The sequence below is a fragment of the Coleofasciculus sp. D1-CHI-01 genome, assembly GCF_040218875.1.
In the GTDB taxonomy this organism is placed as follows: Bacteria; Cyanobacteriota; Cyanobacteriia; order Cyanobacteriales; family Coleofasciculaceae; genus Coleofasciculus.
Genome location: NZ_JAVJQP010000035.1, coordinates 1 through 20,468 on the forward strand (window position 1 = coordinate 1; position 20,468 = coordinate 20,468).

Consider the following 20,468-nt stretch of genomic DNA (forward strand, 5'->3'; position numbering starts at 1 on the left):
ATCAGAGGGTGCTAAAACCTGGCACTTTTACCGCAAAGAAGGTAAGTGGTGCGTGGCGGTACAATTTACACCAGCACCAGTCAAACAGATATCTAGACCAATCCAAAGAGGCTGTATTGGTATAGACCTGAATCCCGGTTCAATCGGTTGGGCATACATTGATCCAGACGGCAATCTCAAGCACCATGGGCAGATATCTATCCAGATGGGTTTACCCCGTGGCAAACAGGACGCCGCCATCAGACATGTCTGTTTCCTGCTTTTGGATATGGCGCTCACGTACCAATGCCCGATTGTGTGTGAGGAGTTGGACTTTTCCAGGAAGAAAAACCAACTCAGGGAGAAGGGGCGCAAGTATGCCCGAATGCTATCTGCCTGGGCATACAGCCGCTTTTTTGAGTTGCTAAGTGCCATCCTGTCCAATCGCGGCATAGAGGTAAGACTTGTCAATCCCGCCTACACCAGCCTGATCGGTCTGGTTAAGTATGCCCGAATGTACGGGTTAGCCAGTGATGAAGCGGCTGCCCTGGCAATCGCCCGTCGTGGGATGAAATTAACCGAAAAATTACCCAGCTCCATAACCGCCTATCTATCGGTGAACGATAGCAAGCACGTATGGAGCCATTGGAACCAACTGAATAGTAAAGTTAAGCGCTTTATTCATAGTAGGCACGCCTACTATGGTATCTCTAACTGGGAGTTTTTGGTCAACCCTCAACAGGGAAGCGGCAACCCACTAAAAGCAAGCGCTAGTATAAACTTATACCGCTGAGTTTTGTCCAAGGTTGTCTACTTGTGGGTAGATGTGTCCAGACTTTTAGAAGCGGTGTTTCACTACAGATGATTTTGTCTACCTTGACTTTAAACTCCTTGCAGGTTTCTGGCGCGGCAACGGGGACAGCGGCAACAATTTCCTTCGGATCATGTTGTCGCAAGGCAACGGCAGCGGCGTGCATCGATGCGCCTGTGGCTAAACCGTCATCCACCAAAAGTACGGTGCGATCGCGTAACTCCAGAGGCGGCAGATCCCCTCGGTAAGCCTTTTCCCGCCGTTCTAATTCTTGTTGCTCTTTTGCCGCTACTTGGTCAATCGCTTGCTCGGATACACCCAGCGATCGCACTACGTCCTTGTTTAAAATGCGCGTACCACCACTGGCGATCGCACCCATGGCTAATTCTTCGTGACCCGGTGCGCCTAATTTGCGAACTAGCCACACATCGAGAGGGGCATCGAGTCCTCTGGCTACTTCATACGCCACCGGTACACCACCACGGGGTAATCCCAAGACAATCACATCGGGGCGGTTGGCATACTCTTTCAGATCGCTGGTGAGTCTTTGACCTGCTTCTTTTCTAGTTTTGAAAAGCATAATTATTCTAATTTGTAAATTTTAGACAAGTAATTTACTCCGGTGAGAACAGTGGAGTTTTGCCTGAACGTTTGTTTCGTCTATTCTTAACAGGTGCAAGAATTGGTTTAAGCTTCTATTAGATTAGATCACTAAATGCCAGAAATTCGTCAACCTACAGATAGATACCTGAACAACCGAAAACCCTAGCTAATTTCTTTCGCCAGATCCATGTCATTTAAGGGGATTTCTCTTGGCTGTTGCGATCGCGGTTTGATCGGAATCTCGATGATCAACGTTGTCCCTTCTCCTGGGGTGGACAGGCAACTGAGTTGTCCTTGGTGTTTCTCGACGATAATTTGGTAGCAAATGGATAAACCCAAACCTGTACCACTGCCCACTTGTTTAGTTGTAAAAAATGGATCAAAGATTTGCGGTTGCACCTCCTTAGAGATGCCGATTCCGTTGTCAGTAATGCAGATGCTCACGACATCGGTCTGCTGGTTTCCATTGTTCGGCAGTGGTTGTTGGTTAGCTTTAGCAAGTTTGGTGCTGATCATAATTACTCCAGGTGACGAGTGACTTTCTATGGCGTCAATCGCATTTGCTAGTACATTCATAAACACCTGGTTCAATTGATTGGCATAACAGATCACCGGGGGGAGCTGACCATACTCTTTAATCACCTGAATTTCCTGTCGATTTCCAGGGCTTTTGAGTCGATGCTGCAAGATAAACAACGTACTATCTATCCCTTGATGAATATCCACAGACTTTAGGTCAGCTTCATCGAGTCTAGAAAAGTTCTTCAGGGAAAGAATAATCTGATGAATTCGCTCCGCACCTTCGTGGATAGAATTGAGCAGTTTATGCCAATCTTCCTGGATAAACTGTAAATCAATGGCTTCCGCTATATCTTGAATAGATGAAGGGGGATTAGGATAAGTTTCGTAATAGATATTAATTAGCCGCAGCAAATCATTAAAGTATTGACGACCAATGGTGAGATTGCCCAAAATAAAAGAAACGGGATTATTAATTTCGTGAGTTATTCCCGCAATCATTTGCCCCAGACTGGACATTTTTGCCGTTTGTACAAGCTGGGATTGGGTACGTTTTAATTCTTCGAGCGTGCGTTGGAGTTGATGCGCTCGTTCTCGTTCGCGTGCTTCCGATTGTCGCAGGGCGGTTTCGGCTTTTTGGCGCTGGGTGATATCTAAGGCGGTGCCGAAGAGTTTAACTACTCGATGGTGTTGATCAAAAATGGGTTCAATTCTCACCTCAAGATGCCGAACGCTTGTGCGATTTCTCGGTACAATCTGAAACTCTAATTCGTAGCAGAGTCCTTGGGCAATGGCTTGCTTGACTGTTTCCTCGAATTCTGAGCAATCATCGGGATGAATAAAGTCAAGGAGTTGTTGATAGGTGGGTTCCGTTTGATTGGGTTCCAAGCCAAAAATGCGAAACAGTTCCGCTGACCAAATAATTTGATTCGGGATCACATCAAATTCCCAATTGCCAATATGAGCAATGCGTTGAGCTTGAGCCAGTTTTTCTTCCGAGAGGCGCAGTTTTTCTTCCGCCTGCTTGCGCGTCGTAATATCAATGCCAAAGGATTGAACTTCTATAATTTGTCCTTCTGTATTCCGAATCGGTTGATCCGTCCATTTAAACCAATGGAGTTCCCCCTGAGCAGAGATCATGATATGTTCGGCGGTTTCTGGACATTCGTGGTTGACGAGGGATTTGGCAAAATCCCTGATCTGATCTTGAATGGAATCAGGCAGTAACTCTAAATATTTGGTACCAATTAGTTCAGCTTGAGACTTGCCAAAAAAACGACAGTAGGATTGATTGACAAACGTGAGGGTGGTATCCGGTTTCCAGCGACAGACGAGAACTTGTTCCTGAAATTCTACCAGTTCTCGATAGCGGATTTCACTTAAGCGTAATGCCTCTTGTGCTTTTTGACGTTCTGTGATATTACTGGCTGTACCTGTTACACCGACAACCTGACCCTGGTCATCAACTACTGCGATCGCGTTGAGCAATAATTGAATGGGTTCCCCAGCTTTAGTTAGATGGGTGGTTTCATATTGGAATACCGACTGTCCCTGAAGTAAACGCTCAAAAAGATTGACATCCGCTTCTAGACGTTCCGGTGAGAGAAACTCGGTAAACGAACGTCCCAGCATTTCCTCTGGAGAATAGCCATAAAGGTGGTGGACAATCGGATTAACAAAGGTGTAATTCCCATCCCGATTAACCGACCAAATTAAGTCTTGTGACGCTTCAACCAGATGGCGATATTTTTCCTCACTTTCACTCAGGGCAATTTCTACCTGCTGGCGTTCCTGAATTTCTTGTTGCAGTTGGATATTTTGTTCGGTTAGCTGCTGTTGTAACCGTTGCAGACGCAATTGACTCTCCACCCGCGCTAACACTTCTTGCACTTGAAACGGTTTAGTAATATAATCGACGCCACCGACTTCAAAAGCTTTCACCTTATCAAAGGTTTCATTCAACCCACTTAAAAAAATTACTGGAATATTCTGGGTTTTCGGAGAGGCTTTCAACTGTTGGCAAACTTGATAGCCATCCATATCCGGCATGATAATATCCAGTAAAATCAAATCGGGGGGATTGTTAGCAATAGATTTCAGCGCCAGTCTACCAGTGGGTATGATCCGGATTTTGTACCCTTGTGCGCTTAACATCTCGGTTAACAGGTGCAAATTATCCGGGGTATCATCAATCGTTAGTATTGTCCCTTTGTATAGAGGAATTGACTCCAGAGTCATCGTCTTCATCAGTAGGTGGTTTGGTCAAGGCTAATAGGTACTCGAATTGAAATTCATGAGTTAAAGTAGACAGAGAATTGGCTAAGGATTCATCGCGATCGCGAATGCCCTCGATGAGGCTCAACATCTTATCAAAATCCCCTTCAATTGTGGCTTGATGGAGCGATATTCGCCACTCCCTCGGTAAATCAGCCAAATCCGTTGGCGTCAAGGTAATGGTTATCCGGGATTCGGGAATCTTGGGTAGCACCTCAGACAACTCAAAATTTCCAGTATCCCGAATGTGAGTAGACTGGCTTTTGGTTAATTCCAACAGGTTTTCCAGCAGTTCCAGCAAATGCTTACCCGCACTATAGATAATACCTACATTTTTCTGATCCTCGGATGAGAGGGATGGGGAACGGTGCATCAGTTGAGAAAACCCGAGAATTGCGTGGAGTGGGGTTCTAAATTCGTGGTTTAAATTAGCTAAGAAGGCACGTTTAATTTGGTTAGCGGCGGCGGCTTCGTCTTTGGCTTGTTGCAGTTTTTCTTCTAAGTTGGCATATTCACAGAGTTGTTGCTGCAATTGCTCATTAACTTGGCTTAACTCCTTAGTTCGCTCATCCACTTGTTGACGCATAAGTTCAATAGTGGCATACATTTCTAGGGGGTTTAGTGCTTCTATTATTGTGCTTTGAGTGATGATTCCGGCGAGTCTTCCGATTTCATCGACGACGACTAAACGGCGAATTTTATGGCGTTTCATCATTTCATTCGCCAACATCATTGAATCATTAATTTTAATCGGGAGGAGTGGCGTACTCATCACCGTTTGTGCGACCGTCGTAGCGAAATCTATCCCTATTTTTTGCACCTGAATAATATCGCGTTCGGTAATAATTCCCAGGGGAACAATATCTGCGTCGTTTTTTGTTTCCGTAATCACGATGCAGCTTTTCTTCTGGGTCACCATTTGCTGAGTAATTTCTAGTAGGGACGCCGTGGCAGAATTCTGAATCACCTCAGATGTCATCACATCCTCCACTCGTTTGAACTTCAATAAGTCAGTGGGTTGAATCACCTCTCGAATGGTTTTCGGCGTAATCACGCCCACAATTTCACCCCCTTGATTGATGACAGGTAAATGACGAATATGATACTGACGTAGCAGGTAAAGAATGAAAAAAACGCCTTGATCTTGGTCAACCGAAACGGTAACTGGATCAGGCGTCATCACCGATTGAATGCTTAAATTGTCTAGGGGTAGCTGCTGGGCAGCGATGCGGACAAAATCCCGTTCCGTGAAAATACCGACTAACCGTTTTTGTTGTACGACTAATGCATAACTACTCTGACGTTCAGTGAGCCGATCAATAATCTCCGTTACCCGCATCTGGGGAGTAACAATCAGGGGATTGCGATCAATTGCTTGTGATTGCGATAATTGTTGTAATAAGGAACTGCGGGTTAACATTTTCTGCCTTTATTTTTATGAATTCGAGCGATAATTACTCAATTATATCAATTTTATCTTCTACATCAGTAACATGGAGTTATTGAACATTTCTAGTTGCCCAAGGTTCAGTTAAATCGAGTAATCGTTCAAATTGGAAATTATTAGCCAAGTGAGCGAGAGTATTAGCAAGCATCTTATCCTGGTTCTGGATTTGATCAATTAAGCTTAACATCTCCTCAAAATCTCCCTCAAGGGTAGCTTCGTGCAACTGTGCTAAGCAATCAGTCGGCAAGATAGCCAAATCATCTGATGTTAAGACAACAGTCTCTGTTTGCACAGGAGTTTGATCCGGTTCGTCATAGATAAAACTGACTCCCAGATGTTGGCGTATGGCTGCAAACAAATCTGATTCATGAAACGGCTTAGCGATGAAATCCGCGCAACCCACCTCTAAGGCTTTCAACCGTTCTTCTTCTATTACACTAGCACTTAGAGCAATAATTATGGGTGATGTAGAGACGTAGTATGGCGCGTCTCTACACTGTCGAATGTGTTGGGTAACGGCGTAGCCATCCATTCCCGGCATTCGCAAATCCATTAAAATTAAATCAGGTTGCCAACTCTGCCAAATCTCAATCGCTTCTTCACCATTACTCGCCTCTTGAAGTTCAAACCCCAAAGGATTCAGCAATTGCATTAATAGTTGACGGTTTTCCACTTGATCATCCACAATTAAAATTCGATAGTGGGGTTGATTTGGGGCAAGGGCAATAACGCGACATGAAGTCGTTTGAGGTATGCTAGAAGTCACCTGGGTTTCCTTTGCCTGAATATCAAACGTAAAGGTTGTTCCCTGGCTAACTTCACTTTCAACTGTGATTTCCCCACCCATAAGTTGGATAAACTTGCGCGTAATCGGCAATCCTAAACCTGTCCCACTCTGGGAGTGTACTCCGCTTTGGCTTTGCACAAACGCTTCAAAGATACTCTCTAATTCATCCGCCGCAATACCACATCCGGTATCTTTAATTTCAAAATAAAGCGTCATTCGTCCATCGTCATTTGTCCTGGGTTGAGTAACATTCACAACCACACTCCCTACTGAAGTAAATTTAACGGCATTACTCAGCAAGTTAATTAAGACTTGGCGTAACTTAATCTCATCGGTTTGTATCGTGGGGGGGATATCTGCCGCACAGTTAAACCGTAATTGTAATCCTTTCTCATTTACCTTGAGTCGAAACATATCTTCAACTTCACGCAAAAGATGATGCAGGTTAAACGTAGTTTCATTCAAAGTAATACGTCCCGCCTCAATTTTGGATAAATCTAAAACTTGGTTAATTAGCGTCAGTAAATGTTCTCCACTATGGTGAATAATCCGTAGATTATCTTGGTATTGCTGGGGAAGGGTGACACTATTACTCATCAATTGAGCAAATCCCAAAATCGCGTTGAGAGGACTTCGCAATTCATGACTCATATTTGCCAGGAATGTACTTTTTGACCGATTCGCGGTATCAGCGGCTTCTTTTGCCTTTTGTAAGGCAATTTCCGCTAACTTGCGTTCGGTAATATCGGTATTCGTGCCAACCATACGAATACCCTTCCCTTGGGCATTTAGGATAGCTTGTCCCCGGACGACAATCCAACGAATTGAACCGTCTTTGTGCATCATCCGATGTTCAAGTCGGTACTCCGGGTTTTCTCCAGCTAAATGTGCCTGGGTTGTGGTGAGGAACGTGGACTGATCATCGGAATGAATCAAGATAATCCAATCGTTAAAATTATTAGCAATTTCTGTCTCTGTGTAACCGAGAATTGCTTTAATTGTGGGGTCAATATAAAATTCATTCGTCTCTAAATTCCATTCCCAAACCCCTACCTTTGCGGCGCGAGTGGCTAACTCATAGCGCTGTTCACTCTCTTGTAAGGCGGCTTCTATCTCTTGGCGTTCAGTAATGTCTGTGGCGGTACCCAAAAGCTGAGTAACCATACCGTCAGCGGTTCTGGCAAAGGGGGTTTCTCGACCCAAAAGTGTGCGCCATTCTCCATTGGCATCTCTGACGCGATACTCGATTTCAAAGATTTCTCCATCCGCCGCGTTTTGGACTTGTTGAAAATAGGCGGGTAATCGGGCTAAATCCTCTGGATGAATCAGATTGGGTAGAATGTTTGCACCCATCGCTTCAATTTGTTCTGGAGTATAACCCAGAAACGCTGCCATTTCCCGGTTGGCGTAGATATTGCGTTGTTCATTCAGGTCAAAAATGTATAAAAGATTGGGAGAGGCTTCTGCAATTCTTTGCACAAAATGCTGACTTTCTCGTAGTGCAGCTTCGGCTTGTTTGCGTTCAGTAATGTCACGAACAATACAAATGCGTTCCCCTCCCGGTAATAACGTAACCGAGACTTCATGGGGAAATGTGCTACCATCACGGCGTAAACCTTGAGCTTCTGTGCGGCAATATCCCTGTTCTAACAATAAGGGTACGCATTCGTCTAGCAACCGTTGATATTCGCTAACCTCGTAAAGCACCTGCCAATTTTGACCGAGGAGTTGGGCAGTACTATCATAACCAAAGATTTGGGCGTATGCTTGGTTAAGAGAGACATACTCTCCGTTGTGATTCAAAATCGCAATCCCATCCGTAGCGGCTGTCATCGCGGCGGCTTGCAACTGTAAGGTTTTCTCAACCTGTTTGCGATCGCTAATATTAAAGCTAGTACCAATTAGTCGATAAATTCGCGAGTTGCTATCCCGCAGAGGGGTTAAATTGGTAATCCACCAGGTTTCTTGTCCCTGAATCTGTAGACATTCTTCATAGCTAATTGGTTCTCCCGCCGCCACACAAGCACGATACCGTTGAGACACCACCTGTGCCGTTTCTGGAGTGAACATTTCTTGGGGAGTCTTACCGCTTATTTCTGAGGCGAGAAGACCGGACATCCGTTCATGGGTGGGATTAATACTAACATAACGGAATTCGCCATCTTCGAGAACATCCACGATAAAAACAGCGGCTTCAATCCCATCATAAATACTGCGTAAAAACGCTTCTCGTTCTCTCAGGGATTCCTCAGCTTGCTTGCGTTCGGTGATATCCTGAACGACAACCATACCCGCCATAATGTCTCCCGTATCATTTTGCACCGCCCGAGTTTGTACCAGATGAAAGCAATTGCGATAGGGGATTTCTATAGTTTGTTCTATCCCCGCTAAAGCATCACGATACAGGGGTTCAACCAGCGCACATTCTTGTTCAGATAAAGCCTCCCAAATTGTTTTTCCTTCTAATACATTCCGACTATATCCTGAACCGGAACTGCCTAAACTTTGACCATCGGCAACCAAATAACGCAAATCCTGATCAAACAGAAAAATTGCCCCATTAGGAAAATGTTTTGCCATGGTACGGTACAGTTGTTCACTGTTGCGTAATTCAATTTCTGCTTGCTTGCGATCGCTGATATCAATTGCCGTACCAATTACCTGCTTGACTGTACCATCTGGAGTTCTGGCGAATACCGTTTCTCGACCAAATAAGGTATGCCATTTCCCTTGGACATCCTGCATCCGGTACTCTATCTCTAAAATTTCTCCATCCACCGCCCTCGCCAACTTTTGCAACTGTTCTGAGACGATAGTGACATCATCGGGGTGCAGTAGGCTGGAGATAAAATTCTCGCCCATGGCTTGAATTTCTGCGGGTGTATAACCCAGAATTGTGGTAATTTCTTGGTTGCTGTAGATATTCCGATTTTCAAGGAGATCATAAATATATAAGCAATAGGGTGAAGCCGCTGCAATTTGTTCGATAAAATGTTTACTTTGGCGCAGTTGTTCCTCGGCTTGCTTTTGAGCGCTACTATCAATACTGACACCCACATAGCCGATGGAATTTCCTTGGTGATCTCGAATTAGGGTATTCGTGGCATAAACTGGAAACGTGCTACCATCTTGGCGTTGAACGGTAAATTCCCCCTCCCAATAACCGTTTTCTTGTACACCCGCTAAAATGCCCTGCGCCAGGGCTTTATCTTGGGGGAGTACGGTAACATCAAGAATGGATTGACCGAGTATTGTTTCTGGATTGAGTTGATATAAACGCTGAGCAAATTGATTGGTGTAGATAATGGTTCCGGCTAAATCGGTAGCAATCACAGCATTACGAACTTGATTCAGTAGAGAGGCTTGAAAGGCTATTTGGGCTTCGGCTTGTTTGCGATCGCTAATATCACGGACGATGGAAAGGATCTCCTGGTTACAACAGGGAACAATACGGGCTTCATAATCCCGCCATTGATTCTCGATCTGGAGTTGATAGTCGAGTTGTTGTACCTCACCGGATACCAAGCTTTCCTGATAAGCTGCTCTAATTTTATGGGCTAAGTCTGGGGGGAAAACATCTTCCGGTTTTTTGCCTAAAAAAGCCTGGGCTAGGGCGAATGTGGGGATAGTAGGCGCGGGTTTAAAATCGATATACGTACCATCCGCCTGGGAACAGAAAATCATATCCGGAATCGCCGCCAGTAGCGCCTGGTTTCGAGCTTGGCTATGGCGTAATTCTTCGGTTTGTTCCGCCACCTGTTGCTCTAATTGCTGATAATAATCGGCTGAAATTTGTTCAGGCTGCTGACGTTCACTGATATCAACAAACGCCGCGATCGCATGAGTCAGATTTCCCTGACAATCATAGATTGGGTTTCCCCAAGCTTCGACGGGAATTGTGCGATCGCGGTGGCGGATTTCCATATCATCAACTCGTACCCGTTTCCCTTTTAACGCTTGCAATAGGGGATGGCGATTCCGGGGATAAAATTCATCGGTTCCCGCCTGATAAATCCGATAGGTTTCAATGAAGTGATCCGCCGTCACTGGCTCAACCACTCCTTGACCCAAAATTTGCTTACCGATTTGATTTACATAGTCAGGTTTCCCATCAGCTTCTGACACAAAAATACCCACAGGTACAGCATCAAGAAGCTGTTTGAGCCGATGTTCCCTCTCTTGGAGTTGGGCAATTAATACGGCTTGGTCTCGATTAGCTTGGTTGAATCCCTGATTCATTTGATGCAGTTGCGCTGTTTTTTGAGTCAATTCTTGGTCTTGATTATAGCGCATCCTTCAGATCCCCGACTTCTTAAAGAAGTCGGGGATCTCGTCTTCAACTTCCGGGATCTCGTCTTCAACTTTAATCCTATTTTTCTTTTTTGTCTAACCCCATTTTTCTGGCTGCATCATGGTAGGTTTTCAACGCTTTAGCCCCTGCATTACCGGACTGTTTTTGCTTAGGTGATTTTTCCGAATCCTCTGAATCTCCGGCAGCTTTTTTGAGGGCTTCGGTATGAGCAATTCCTTGCTTTGCCCGATCTGCTTCAGTCAGTTGAATCGCATGTTTATCGGGAACAATCTTTGAGCCAAACTTACTGGCATAAACTTGGGTAAATTCTGCGCCGATAAACAGAATTTGGGCGGAATAGTAAACCCAAGCCAGAAAAATCACTAACGACCCCGCTGCGCCGTATGTTGAGGCAAAACTCCCCCGCCCTAAATACATGCCAATTAAAGTTTTACCAATCGTAAAAAGTATGGCAGTAATACTCGCCCCAATCCAGACATCACTCCAGCTAATTTTAACATCCGGTAAAAACTTGTACATCATCGCAAATAGCAGCGTAATTACGCCCAGAGAAAGCACCCAATTTAACAGTGACCAGAGGAATCCTACTCCCCAAAGTAAATCACTGGCATAATTACTCAACGCCGATAACGCCGCACTGACAATCAGAGACACTAAGAGTAAAAAGCCAATCCCCAGCACAACCGAAAAGGACAGTAACCGTTTCTGTAAAAAACCTTTAACGGGTCGTCCAGGTTTCGGTTGTACTCCCCAAACGGTATTCAAAGCATCTTGCAGTTGGGCAAAGACTCCCGATGCACCAAACAGCAGCACGACAATACTGATAATTGAGGCAATACTGCTAACATTTGGTCGATTCGCATTTTGAATCGCCGTTTCAATTACCTTAGCCCCCTCAGTACCTACCAGCCCTTGAATTTGCTCGACAATTTCCCCTCGTGCGGCTTCCGGACCAAAAATCGAACCCGCGATCGCGATCGCGATAATCAACAACGGTGCGAGGGAAAACACCGTGTAATAGGCTAAGGCGGCGGCTAACCGTGACGCTTTATCCTCTTGCCATTCTTGAATCGTTTCCTTGAACAGTTCTCCAATCACCTTGATATTCATCACCAATAACTCCGCGAGGGATTTCTTCTATCACAATTTCAACCATCAATTATTAATCTTTATAAAATCTTAAGGATATAAGCGCAACCCCCCAAAGTTAGAAATTTAGACCTATACTAGATTGCATTCTGCTTACCTTTGGCAATCTCCAATGATCCTGCTCAACCATGGATTTCAGTCAAGAATTACTCAAGAAACTGGACTCAATCGTCAACACCTGGGTGGAAGCGGTTCGCCAAGATGGGGAACTGGAGAGTACCCGTGAACTCACCTATAAGGCGGTACTCGATGGTTTACCCTCGGTGCTGCGAGCCATCGCCAAAATCCTTTCTGACTGTGAAAATGGCGCACATCAAACAATTGTCGAGAAAAGTCTAGAGCATGGTGTAATCCGAGCCAAACAAGGCTATGATCCCACAGAAGTAGCACGAGAATATCGAATTCTGCGCCAGATTATCTTTGCTCATTTAGAACCGGATCTCTTGCAAGGTTCAACCGCTCAGGTTTTGCAAGCCACCCGGATCATTGATATGGCACTAGATGAAGTGATTGGTCGTTGTTTCAACAGTTATACAGAAGAACGATTGCAGGAGTTAGAAAAACTGCAAAGTCAAGTCAACCTCACTAATCACGAACTGACCCGCTTAGTGGACACTCATCGAGATAATTTAGCCCATTTAGCCCATGATTTGAAAAATCCGCTACAGTCAATTCTCCTATCCTCTGATCTATTTCTACGTCAACACAACACCCAAGACACATTTGTCAGTCTGGATCACATTGAGCGGGTACTCCGAAATGGGCGACAACTTTTACACCTGATCAACGACGCTCTAGAAGTCTCTCGTCATGAAGCAGGACAGGTAACATTGCAGCCAGAGGTAATTGATGTTTGCGCGTTGATTGACAATGTGGTCGATACGTTAACGCCCTCAGCTAGTGAAAAAGATCTGACGATAACGGTAGATTACGAACTAGCGCCGAAGCAAGTCACGACTGATCCCTTGCGACTCGAACAGATTATCACCAATTTGGTCAGTAATGCCATTCGTTACACGGAAACCGGACGCATTACCATCACCTGCCAGGTTGAGTGTAATCATCAAAATGAGCAATTTAATCATTTTGTGATCGCGATTACCGATACCGGGATTGGTATTGCTCCAGAAGACCAAGCTAAAATTTTTGACCCTTATTTTCGCGGTGGTTCCCGTGCTAAACGTTTACCGGATAGTACCGGATTGGGGCTGGCAATTGTTGGGCGGTTGGTGCAACTTTTGCAAGGGGAAATAGAGGTTGACTCTCACATTGATCTGGGTTCTACCTTTAAAGTAATTTTACCTGTAATCCTCTAATTTCCCTGATTCAATGAGAGTCTGAATACGTTTCAAAGCGATGTTTAAGTTGATTAGCCCCAAGGGTAACAATTAACGCTGCAACTGCCAACAACACGGCTCCCATTTGCATCCCCGAACCATCCGTCAAAATTGCTAACCCTGCCAAAACAATCGCCACTCCTACGCCGAATTGTTCCACCCGCTGCGAGATCTGATAGGCTCGGTTACAAGAGTGACAAAGTTCAGTATGCAAAAATAACGGCTTCACTGACATTGTATTCAACTGACCTTCAGATTCATTTTCCCTATCTTTCGAGGTTAAATACCCGCGATAATAGGGCAAAGACGCCCCAACCCGATCCAGCCATTTACGATATTCCATAGCAAACGTATCACAAGTGGGAATAGGGGAATAAACCTGTTTCACAGGTTCTCCTAACCGTTCAACTTCATTTTGTTGTGCGACAAGCTGCGCTAAATCCTCTGCGATAATTTTATTCTGTCTTAAATGAATCCACCATCTCGGCATCAGCTTGACTGGTTGAGTGGCAAAATTACGATAACTGCGAGTAAGAATACGGCATCTTCCTTTCCCTAAAGGGAAAAAATAAAACGCCTGCCCAAAAAACCAACCTTTCTCAGGAATAGGAAAATGTAGATGGGCTAAACTAGGAGCCAAAAAATCTAAATTTCTCCAAGTTGGATTCGGTTGCTTTGTCTCGCGAAACCTGCCGCGAAACCCTTGAACCGAACTCTCGATAATTTCCATTTCCAAGGGTTGAGCTTTGGCGCGATCGCCCTGATTCCCATGATGGGTAATATGAATATGAGCCGGATCTAACATGTGTTCGATCACATAGCTGATATCACAAGGCAGTTCCGTGAGTTTGTCAGAATGGACAAATCCGGGTTTGTCTAATTGAGGGATAGTGGGAATCGCTTGTTCATCCGCCAATTCAGCCGCACCGGGCCAAATCCAAATCAGTCCTTGGCGTTCGACAACTTTATGCGATCGCACGTTAGCATTCACAGGTATTGTCCCATCAGCCGATAACTGGGGAATATGTAAACACTCACCCTGACGACCAAATTGCCACCCGTGGTACAAGCACTCAAGTTTACCGTCGATGATCTGTCCATCGGATAGTTTAGCCGCACGATGAGGACAGCGATCGGTTAAACAAATTAATTCCTCTTGGTGTTGGAATATAACGAACGGTTCATCATACAACGAAAAACTATAGGGGCGATCTTTGGGGAAATCTTGGCGGAAACAGACAGGATACCAACAATTTCTCCAATTAAATTCCGATTCAAATTCTGGTTCAGATAGGGGATTCGTTGATTGGGCTGAGTCAGGTTTATGAGGAGCAACGGTCATAGTTAAGACTAAAACGAATTGTTACTTGGCGTGTGGATGAATATTATACAAGGATATTACACAACAATTAAATTAACGTGAACGGTGAAGAACTCGCTGCCCTTGAAAAGCAAGCTACGTCATTTGTGATAATTGAGCGGTTAGGTCGGGGCGGGTTTAGTTATATCAGGGTGAAAACGAAACGTTAGGGGTAAAACCCGCCCCTACAACCAACTTTCAAAACTCTCCCCCATCTTCCCCATCTCCCCCTGCTCCTGATAACTGCTCACTGATAACTGATAACTGATAACTCCCCAATGCACGAGATTTTTCAATTAACCGTCCAAACCACTCCAGGACAAGGTATGCTGAAGAACTGATAGTCTGATGCGTGCCTTATGCCTGTGCTGAACTCTGCCCCAGCAACCAATTTTCCCCTAACGGCTGTCGTGGGGCAAGAAGCGATTAAATTAGCGCTGCTGTTGGCGGCGGTTGACCCCGGATTAGGCGGAGTCGCGATCGCGGGACGACGGGGAACAGCCAAATCCGTTATGGCACGCGCCCTTCACGCCCTACTCCCGCCTATTGAAGTCGTCAAGGGTTCCATTTCTAATTGCCATCCAGATTATCCTCAAGAATGGGATGATCAACTATTAGCCCAAGGCGTTGAACCCGATACCGTTGAGACGGAAATTATCCCCGCCCCATTTGTGCAAATCCCCCTGGGGACAACCGAAGATCGCCTCTTGGGTTCCGTGGATGTGGAGAAATCAGTCCAACAAGGGGAACCTGTCTTCCAACCCGGACTCTTGGCACAGGCACATCGGGGGGTGTTATATATTGATGAAATCAACCTCCTGGATGACCAAATCGCCAACCAACTGTTAAGCGTTCTCACCGACGGGCGCAACCAAATTGAACGCGAAGGGATTAGTTTTCAGCATCCCTGCAAACCTTTATTAATCGCCACCTATAACCCCGATGAAGGACCCCTGCGGGAGCATTTACTGGATAGAATTGCCATAACCCTCTCTGCTGATGGGGTATTGGCACTGGATCAGCGAGTGCAAGCCGTCGAAGTTGCGATCGCGTATACCGCTTCACCCCAAGCCTTTCTCGGTCAATATAACGAAGACATCGATAACCTAAAAACTGATATTATCCTGGCACGGGAATGGCTCAAAGAAGTGCAAATTACATCTGACCAAATCGCCTATCTGGTTGAAGAAGCCCTGCGCGGTGGCGTTCAAGGACATCGGGCGGAACTGTTTGCCGTGCGGGTTGCCAAAGCCTCAGCCGCCCTAGATGGGCGTCAGACGGTCAGTGCTGACGATTTGAAACGCGCCGTGGAATTGGTGATTGTCCCCCGTTCTACCATCGTCCAGACCCCACCAGAGGAACCGCCACCGCCCCCTCCACCCCCACCGCCCCAAGATGAGTCGTCTCAAGATCAAGACGAACCCGAAGATCAGGAGGAGGAAGAAGAGGACAACCAAGAGGAACCGGAACCAGAACAAGAACCCCCCAGTGTCCCCGAAGAATTCGTCTTCGATACCGAGGGCGTAGTTCTCGACCCCAGTGTCCTCTACTTCGCTCAAATGGCACAGCGGCAAGGAAAATCGGGAACTCGCAGTATTATCTTTTCCGAGGATCGGGGGCGCTATGTCAAGCCGATGTTACCCAAAGGTGCCGTCAAACGCATCGCCGTTGATGCCACATTACGGGCGGCTGCACCCTATCAAAAAGCCCGCCGGGAACGCCAGCCGAACCGCAAAGTTATCGTCGAATCGGGGGATATGCGTTCCAAACGCCTCGCCCGGAAAGCCGGGGCGTTGGTGGTATTTGTGGTGGATGCGTCGGGTTCCATGGCACTCAACCGGATGCAGTCGGCGAAGGGTGCAGTGATGCAACTACTCACTGAAGCCTATCAAAATCGTGACCAAGTGTCCCTGATTCCCTTTCGCGGCGAACAGGCTGAGGTATTATTACCGCCTACTCGTTCCATCGCCTTAGCACGGGGGCGGTTAGATCGCTTACCCTGTGGTGGCGGTTCCCCCTTGGCACATGGATTAACCCAGGCGGTGCGCGTGGGTACGAATGCCAAAATGTCGGGAGATATTGGTCAAATCGTGATTGTGGCGATTACCGATGGGCGGGGGAATATTCCCTTAGCCCGTTCCTTGGGTGAACCGCTACCTGAAGGGGAAAAGCCGGATATTAAAGGGGAACTATTGGAGATAGCGGCAAGAATTCGGGCAATGGGGATTCAGTTATTGGTGATTGATACCGAAAACAAGTTTGTCTCCACCGGGTTTGCCAAGGAGTTAGCCAAGCAAGCCGGGGGGAAATACTATCATTTACCCAAAGCCACAGATAAAGCCATTGCCGCGATGACGAAGAATGCGATCGCGGATATGAAATCCGGGTAATTGTGCAATGTAGGGTGGGCATTGCCCACCTTAAGTGCGATCGCGCTAACCCCACACCCGACGCAAATTCAACACAAAACCCGGTAAGACTTCCTCCCCGGATAACTCAGCCGGATTTGACAATATTTCTACTGTTAAACCGACTCGATAAACTTCTACTGTTCTATTTTGTGGATCAATTAACCAACCCAGTTTAGCCCCATTATCCATATACTCCTGCATTTTCTCTTGCAGCGACTTCAGAGTATCCGACTGCGATCGTAACTCCACCACAAAATCCGGGCAAATATTAGCAAAGGTTCCCTTTTGTTCATCAGTCAGTGCATCCCAACTTTCTTGACTAATCCAACAAGCATCCGGGGCACGAGTCGCACCATTAGGTAAAATGAAAGCCGTTGAGGAATCAAACGCCTCGCCCGGTTCATCTGCATTCCGCCACCATATATACAACTCTCCAGAAATACTCCAATTCCGTTTGCCAGTTCGCCAACCTGTGGGTGGATTCACAATTAATTCTCCTTTTGCCGTTCTCTCCAGGTGTAATTCTCTATTGCACTCTGCTAGAGCTGTAAACTGTTCTGGAGTGACATATAGCTTCATGGTTTTTGGTAACTCAAGTAACAGAGTTTCGGTTTCCGGTTTTGCTGGTGTCTGTACCATTTTGACCTCTCCTGTCATAGAGATTAGCGATCTAGGCAGTTAAAAACCCAGTTTCTGATTTAAAACGCGATTATTTATATTATCCATTTGTGTTGGTGCGTTACGCGGGGAACACAATTCATTGGAGTTTCCCCTAAATTATTGCTGAGCTAACGCACGATGGCGGACTGACACAGCTAAAATTGTGAAATAGATTTGGCGGTGAAATTGGGCGCACGCTATGCGCCCCTACAATTCTAATCCACCAATTAAGGTGTGCCACGCCACTACTTGCTACTGGGGCGACTATTTCCGCATCACCGGAACCAAGACATTCAGCAATCGTGCGATCGCACCAATTAATACAGCGATCGCCAGAATAATCTCAGCAGGGCTGTTTCCGTCTCGCATCCAAGTAGAAGGAGGTTCCATTGGAATTTGAGAAGGTGTAACCAGTTCAATGGGTTGATTAGTCTGTTCCAATTGTACGGGGGTTTTCTGTTGGTCGTTCATGATTTCATCCTCATCAATTCGCTGATGAAACCAGATTAATGGTACTGTCTGGTTAACCTCCAGACCAATTCAGGACAGATAATAAGTTCCCTTTTCTGTCCTTCCAAACAAGAGTTAAGACTGGCTAAACTATAGCTATGCATCCTGTAGGGAATATTGCCGTTCCCTTACCCCAAGAGGAAACTGTTATGGCTCAAACGCGCAAACCTCGTGGTATTTCAGCAACTCAAGAAGGATTAGAAAAACTCCGACAAGCGAAGGCAGCTGGACAAGATGAGAATGGAAAGCGTTGGACGAATGAACGCATTGCACAAAAAGCTAAGGTAGACACAAAGACAGTTCAGCGGTTTTTCGGGGGTAAAGGAGTTGATCGGGATTCTGTGATCGCAATTGTCCAAGCGTTAGGGTTAGATATAACTGAGGTAGTCGATCCCAAGGATTGGAACCCAGCCGAACGGACATCGGATACGATTAACTGGCGCGAAGTCTGCGGTAATGTCTTAGCACAACAGCGAGAACAACAGCGACTCCGGCGACAGGCGACTGAGCGAGGTTTTGAACTAAATGTCTATGTGCCATTGGGATTAGTCGAACGCAAACAACAACAGCGTCGGCGTGGGGATGTACCTCGTGATCGGGTGTATCAGCTAAGTGAAGAAGTCATTACCAAAGAGTATGACAATGAGCAGTTTCTCACACAAGTCATTAACTCTGGAAAAAGCCAGCGGATTGCGATTATCGGCGAACCTGGTGCGGGAAAGACAACGCTGCAAGAAAAAATAGCCGTTTGGATACACAAGCACAACCAAGGCTTACCGATTTGTATCCCACTGGGAGGGTTACAAGGGAAATCCCTGACAGATTATCTACAACAGAAATGGCTCAAAACGGCGCTACAATTCATTGAACCGGATGCTGTAGACGTGGAAGCGCGACATATCGCTTCTCTACAAAAACAGTTCCGCGAGGGTAAGGTGTGGCTATTGTTAGATGGGGTAGATGAAGTGGCGGCTACCTCAGCCGTGGAAGCGTTAGCCACTATCAAGGAACAATTAACAGATGGGTTAGTAGAGGCGCGGGTAGTGTTGACTTGTCGCCTCAATGTTTGGGATGCCAATGTCAATGGTATATTGGCTGGCTTTGAAACCTATAAAACCTTGGAGTTTAAGCCGGAACAGGTGGAAACATTTATTGAGGAGTGGTTTACTAAAGCGGAGGAGTCGCAACGGGGAGAATTTTTACTGAGGAAGTTACAGGAACCGGGGAAAGAACGTATCCGGGAATTGGTGAGAAATCCGCTACGGTTGTCGCTGTTATGTCAGACGGCATATCTGCTACCTGTGGAGGAACCTTTGCCAGAAACGAAGGCGGCTCTTTATGATAGATTTACTCGCTATTTTTACGAGTGGAAACAAGAGCAACATCTGACAACTCGAACTCAACGACAGCAATTAAACCAGGCACTTGGCGAATTAGCTAAAGCAGGAATTAACAGCAAAACTAGGTTTAGGTTAGGGGAAGATTTCGCTTGTAAGATAATGGGTGAATCCCTATTCGATTTAGCCTGTCGTCTGGGTTGGCTCAATTTGGTGGAAAGAGATGCAAACAGTGATGAACCTGTCTATGCCTTCTTACATCCTACATTTCAGGAATATTTCGCGGCGTGTGCGATCGACGATTGGGATTATTTTCTAAATCACGTTCCTGAGAATCCAATGCAGGGGACTTACCGCATTTTTGAACCACAGTGGAAAGAGGTAATTTTATTATGGCTAGGGCGAGAGGATTTGGAGAAAGAAAATAAGGAAGAGTTTATTACAGCGTTAGTCAACTTTGACGATAAATGCTATAGCCTTTATGGATACCAAGCTGTTTTACTAGCAGCAGCAGGAATTGCCGAGTTTAGAGATTGCCAAATAGCGGATTATATCATCAACTGGATTATTCAGTTAAGCTGTGGCTATTATATTAACTATGGCAATTCAACAATTCATTTCAGTTATGGTTATTCTTGGCAACCCTTAAAAGAGGAGGATGTTAAGCTTTTTATATTTTGGGAGACTATTAAGCAGGCAGCTAGAACGGCTGTTATAGAAACTGACAAAATAAAAGTAATTAAACTTCTAAAACATCAAGTAGATTTATGCTTATTAGAAATGGGGGTATTAAACCTTTATGAGTTGCAAGAACTGCCATCACTATCATTGAACCCACACTCCGCACTTCAAAATGTAACATAACCTGTTACAGGAACGTCTCCGAGAACACTAAGCATAAATACTCACTTTACTGAGGGTTGATACATTGAGATAATTAGTCAGTTACCTGTGACTATTTAAAAGAGAGAT

The 20,468-nt window shown here is 45.6% G+C and carries 12 protein-coding genes; 4 read left to right on the plus strand and 8 right to left on the minus strand.

Annotated elements, in window-relative coordinates; all coding sequences use genetic code 11:
• Nucleotides 1-772 (plus strand): IS200/IS605 family accessory protein TnpB-related protein (locus RIB93_RS07115; protein ID WP_446371645.1); only part of this gene is annotated, 772 nt, incomplete at its 5' end.
• Here the strand turns inward: RIB93_RS07115 and RIB93_RS07120 are convergent.
• From RIB93_RS07120 to RIB93_RS07140, 5 genes are all read right to left on the minus strand, one after another.
• Nucleotides 750-1,370 carry a phosphoribosyltransferase gene (locus RIB93_RS07120; protein WP_446371647.1) on the minus strand — a complete coding sequence of 207 codons (621 nt, stop codon included), beginning with the start codon at nt 1,368-1,370 and terminating at the stop codon, nt 750-752. The two genes, RIB93_RS07115 and RIB93_RS07120, sit on opposite strands and share 23 nt — an antisense overlap.
• Before the next feature lie 185 nt (nt 1,371-1,555).
• On the minus strand, nt 1,556-4,150 hold the full coding sequence (locus RIB93_RS07125) for a PAS domain S-box protein (protein WP_446371649.1): 2,595 nt from the start codon (nt 4,148-4,150) through the stop codon (nt 1,556-1,558).
• Nucleotides 4,101-5,606: a CBS domain-containing protein gene (locus RIB93_RS07130; RefSeq protein WP_446371651.1), complete on the minus strand. Its 1,506-nt coding sequence runs from the start codon at nt 5,604-5,606 to the stop codon at nt 4,101-4,103. Before RIB93_RS07130 ends, RIB93_RS07125 begins: the two co-directional genes overlap by 50 nt.
• A gap of 79 nt (nt 5,607-5,685) precedes the next feature.
• Nucleotides 5,686-10,713 carry a PAS domain S-box protein gene (locus tag RIB93_RS07135; RefSeq protein ID WP_446371653.1) on the minus strand — a complete coding sequence of 1,676 codons (5,028 nt, stop codon included), beginning with the start codon at nt 10,711-10,713 and terminating at the stop codon, nt 5,686-5,688.
• 76 nt (nt 10,714-10,789) lie between these two features.
• Entirely contained in the window at nt 10,790-11,842 is a 1,053-nt protein-coding gene (locus tag RIB93_RS07140; protein WP_446371655.1) for a YihY/virulence factor BrkB family protein, read from the minus strand.
• A gap of 167 nt (nt 11,843-12,009) precedes the next feature.
• Here RIB93_RS07140 and RIB93_RS07145 point away from each other — a divergent pair, with 167 nt between their 5' ends.
• The gene (locus RIB93_RS07145) at nt 12,010-13,197 is read left to right on the plus strand and encodes a sensor histidine kinase (RefSeq protein ID WP_446371657.1); all 1,188 of its coding nucleotides are present in this window, start codon (nt 12,010-12,012) and stop codon (nt 13,195-13,197) included.
• Between the two features lie 10 nt (nt 13,198-13,207).
• Here RIB93_RS07145 and RIB93_RS07150 read toward each other — a convergent pair whose 3' ends face one another.
• The gene (locus RIB93_RS07150; protein WP_446371659.1) at nt 13,208-14,560 is read right to left on the minus strand and encodes an aromatic ring-hydroxylating dioxygenase subunit alpha; all 1,353 of its coding nucleotides are present in this window, start codon (nt 14,558-14,560) and stop codon (nt 13,208-13,210) included.
• A gap of 377 nt (nt 14,561-14,937) precedes the next feature.
• Here RIB93_RS07150 and bchD point away from each other — a divergent pair, with 377 nt between their 5' ends.
• Complete coding sequence (bchD, locus tag RIB93_RS07155; RefSeq protein ID WP_446371661.1) at nt 14,938-16,968, plus strand: magnesium chelatase ATPase subunit D; 2,031 nt, start codon at nt 14,938-14,940, stop codon at nt 16,966-16,968.
• A gap of 45 nt (nt 16,969-17,013) precedes the next feature.
• Here bchD and RIB93_RS07160 read toward each other — a convergent pair whose 3' ends face one another.
• Both RIB93_RS07160 and RIB93_RS07165 read right to left on the minus strand, forming a co-directional pair.
• Nucleotides 17,014-17,628 (minus strand): Uma2 family endonuclease, encoded by a 615-nt coding sequence (locus RIB93_RS07160; protein ID WP_446371663.1) that lies wholly within the window; start codon nt 17,626-17,628, stop codon nt 17,014-17,016.
• A 285-nt stretch (nt 17,629-17,913) separates the two neighbouring features.
• The gene (locus RIB93_RS07165) at nt 17,914-18,120 is read right to left on the minus strand and encodes a hypothetical protein (RefSeq protein WP_446371665.1); all 207 of its coding nucleotides are present in this window, start codon (nt 18,118-18,120) and stop codon (nt 17,914-17,916) included.
• A gap of 137 nt (nt 18,121-18,257) precedes the next feature.
• Between RIB93_RS07165 and RIB93_RS07170 the strand changes: the two genes are divergently transcribed.
• Entirely contained in the window at nt 18,258-20,360 is a 2,103-nt protein-coding gene (locus tag RIB93_RS07170) for an NACHT domain-containing protein (RefSeq protein WP_446371667.1), read from the plus strand.
• The last annotated feature ends 108 nt before the right edge of the window (nt 20,361-20,468 follow it).

What these genes read in the sequence shown, in the direction of transcription:
- RIB93_RS07120 (WP_446371647.1), bottom strand. Translation starts at nt 1,370, where the DNA reads ATGCTTTTCAAAACTAGAAAAGAAGCAGGTCAAAGACTCACCAGCGAT.
- RIB93_RS07125 (WP_446371649.1), bottom strand. Translation starts at nt 4,150, where the DNA reads ATGACTCTGGAGTCAATTCCTCTATACAAAGGGACAATACTAACGATT.
- RIB93_RS07130 (WP_446371651.1), bottom strand. Translation starts at nt 5,606, where the DNA reads ATGTTAACCCGCAGTTCCTTATTACAACAATTATCGCAATCACAAGCA.
- RIB93_RS07135 (WP_446371653.1), bottom strand. Translation starts at nt 10,713, where the DNA reads ATGCGCTATAATCAAGACCAAGAATTGACTCAAAAAACAGCGCAACTG.
- RIB93_RS07140 (WP_446371655.1), bottom strand. Translation starts at nt 11,842, where the DNA reads ATGAATATCAAGGTGATTGGAGAACTGTTCAAGGAAACGATTCAAGAA.
- RIB93_RS07145 (WP_446371657.1), top strand. Translation starts at nt 12,010, where the DNA reads ATGGATTTCAGTCAAGAATTACTCAAGAAACTGGACTCAATCGTCAAC.
- RIB93_RS07150 (WP_446371659.1), bottom strand. Translation starts at nt 14,560, where the DNA reads ATGACCGTTGCTCCTCATAAACCTGACTCAGCCCAATCAACGAATCCC.
- bchD (WP_446371661.1), top strand. Translation starts at nt 14,938, where the DNA reads ATGCCTGTGCTGAACTCTGCCCCAGCAACCAATTTTCCCCTAACGGCT.
- RIB93_RS07160 (WP_446371663.1), bottom strand. Translation starts at nt 17,628, where the DNA reads ATGGTACAGACACCAGCAAAACCGGAAACCGAAACTCTGTTACTTGAG.
- RIB93_RS07165 (WP_446371665.1), bottom strand. Translation starts at nt 18,120, where the DNA reads ATGAACGACCAACAGAAAACCCCCGTACAATTGGAACAGACTAATCAA.
- RIB93_RS07170 (WP_446371667.1), top strand. Translation starts at nt 18,258, where the DNA reads ATGCATCCTGTAGGGAATATTGCCGTTCCCTTACCCCAAGAGGAAACT.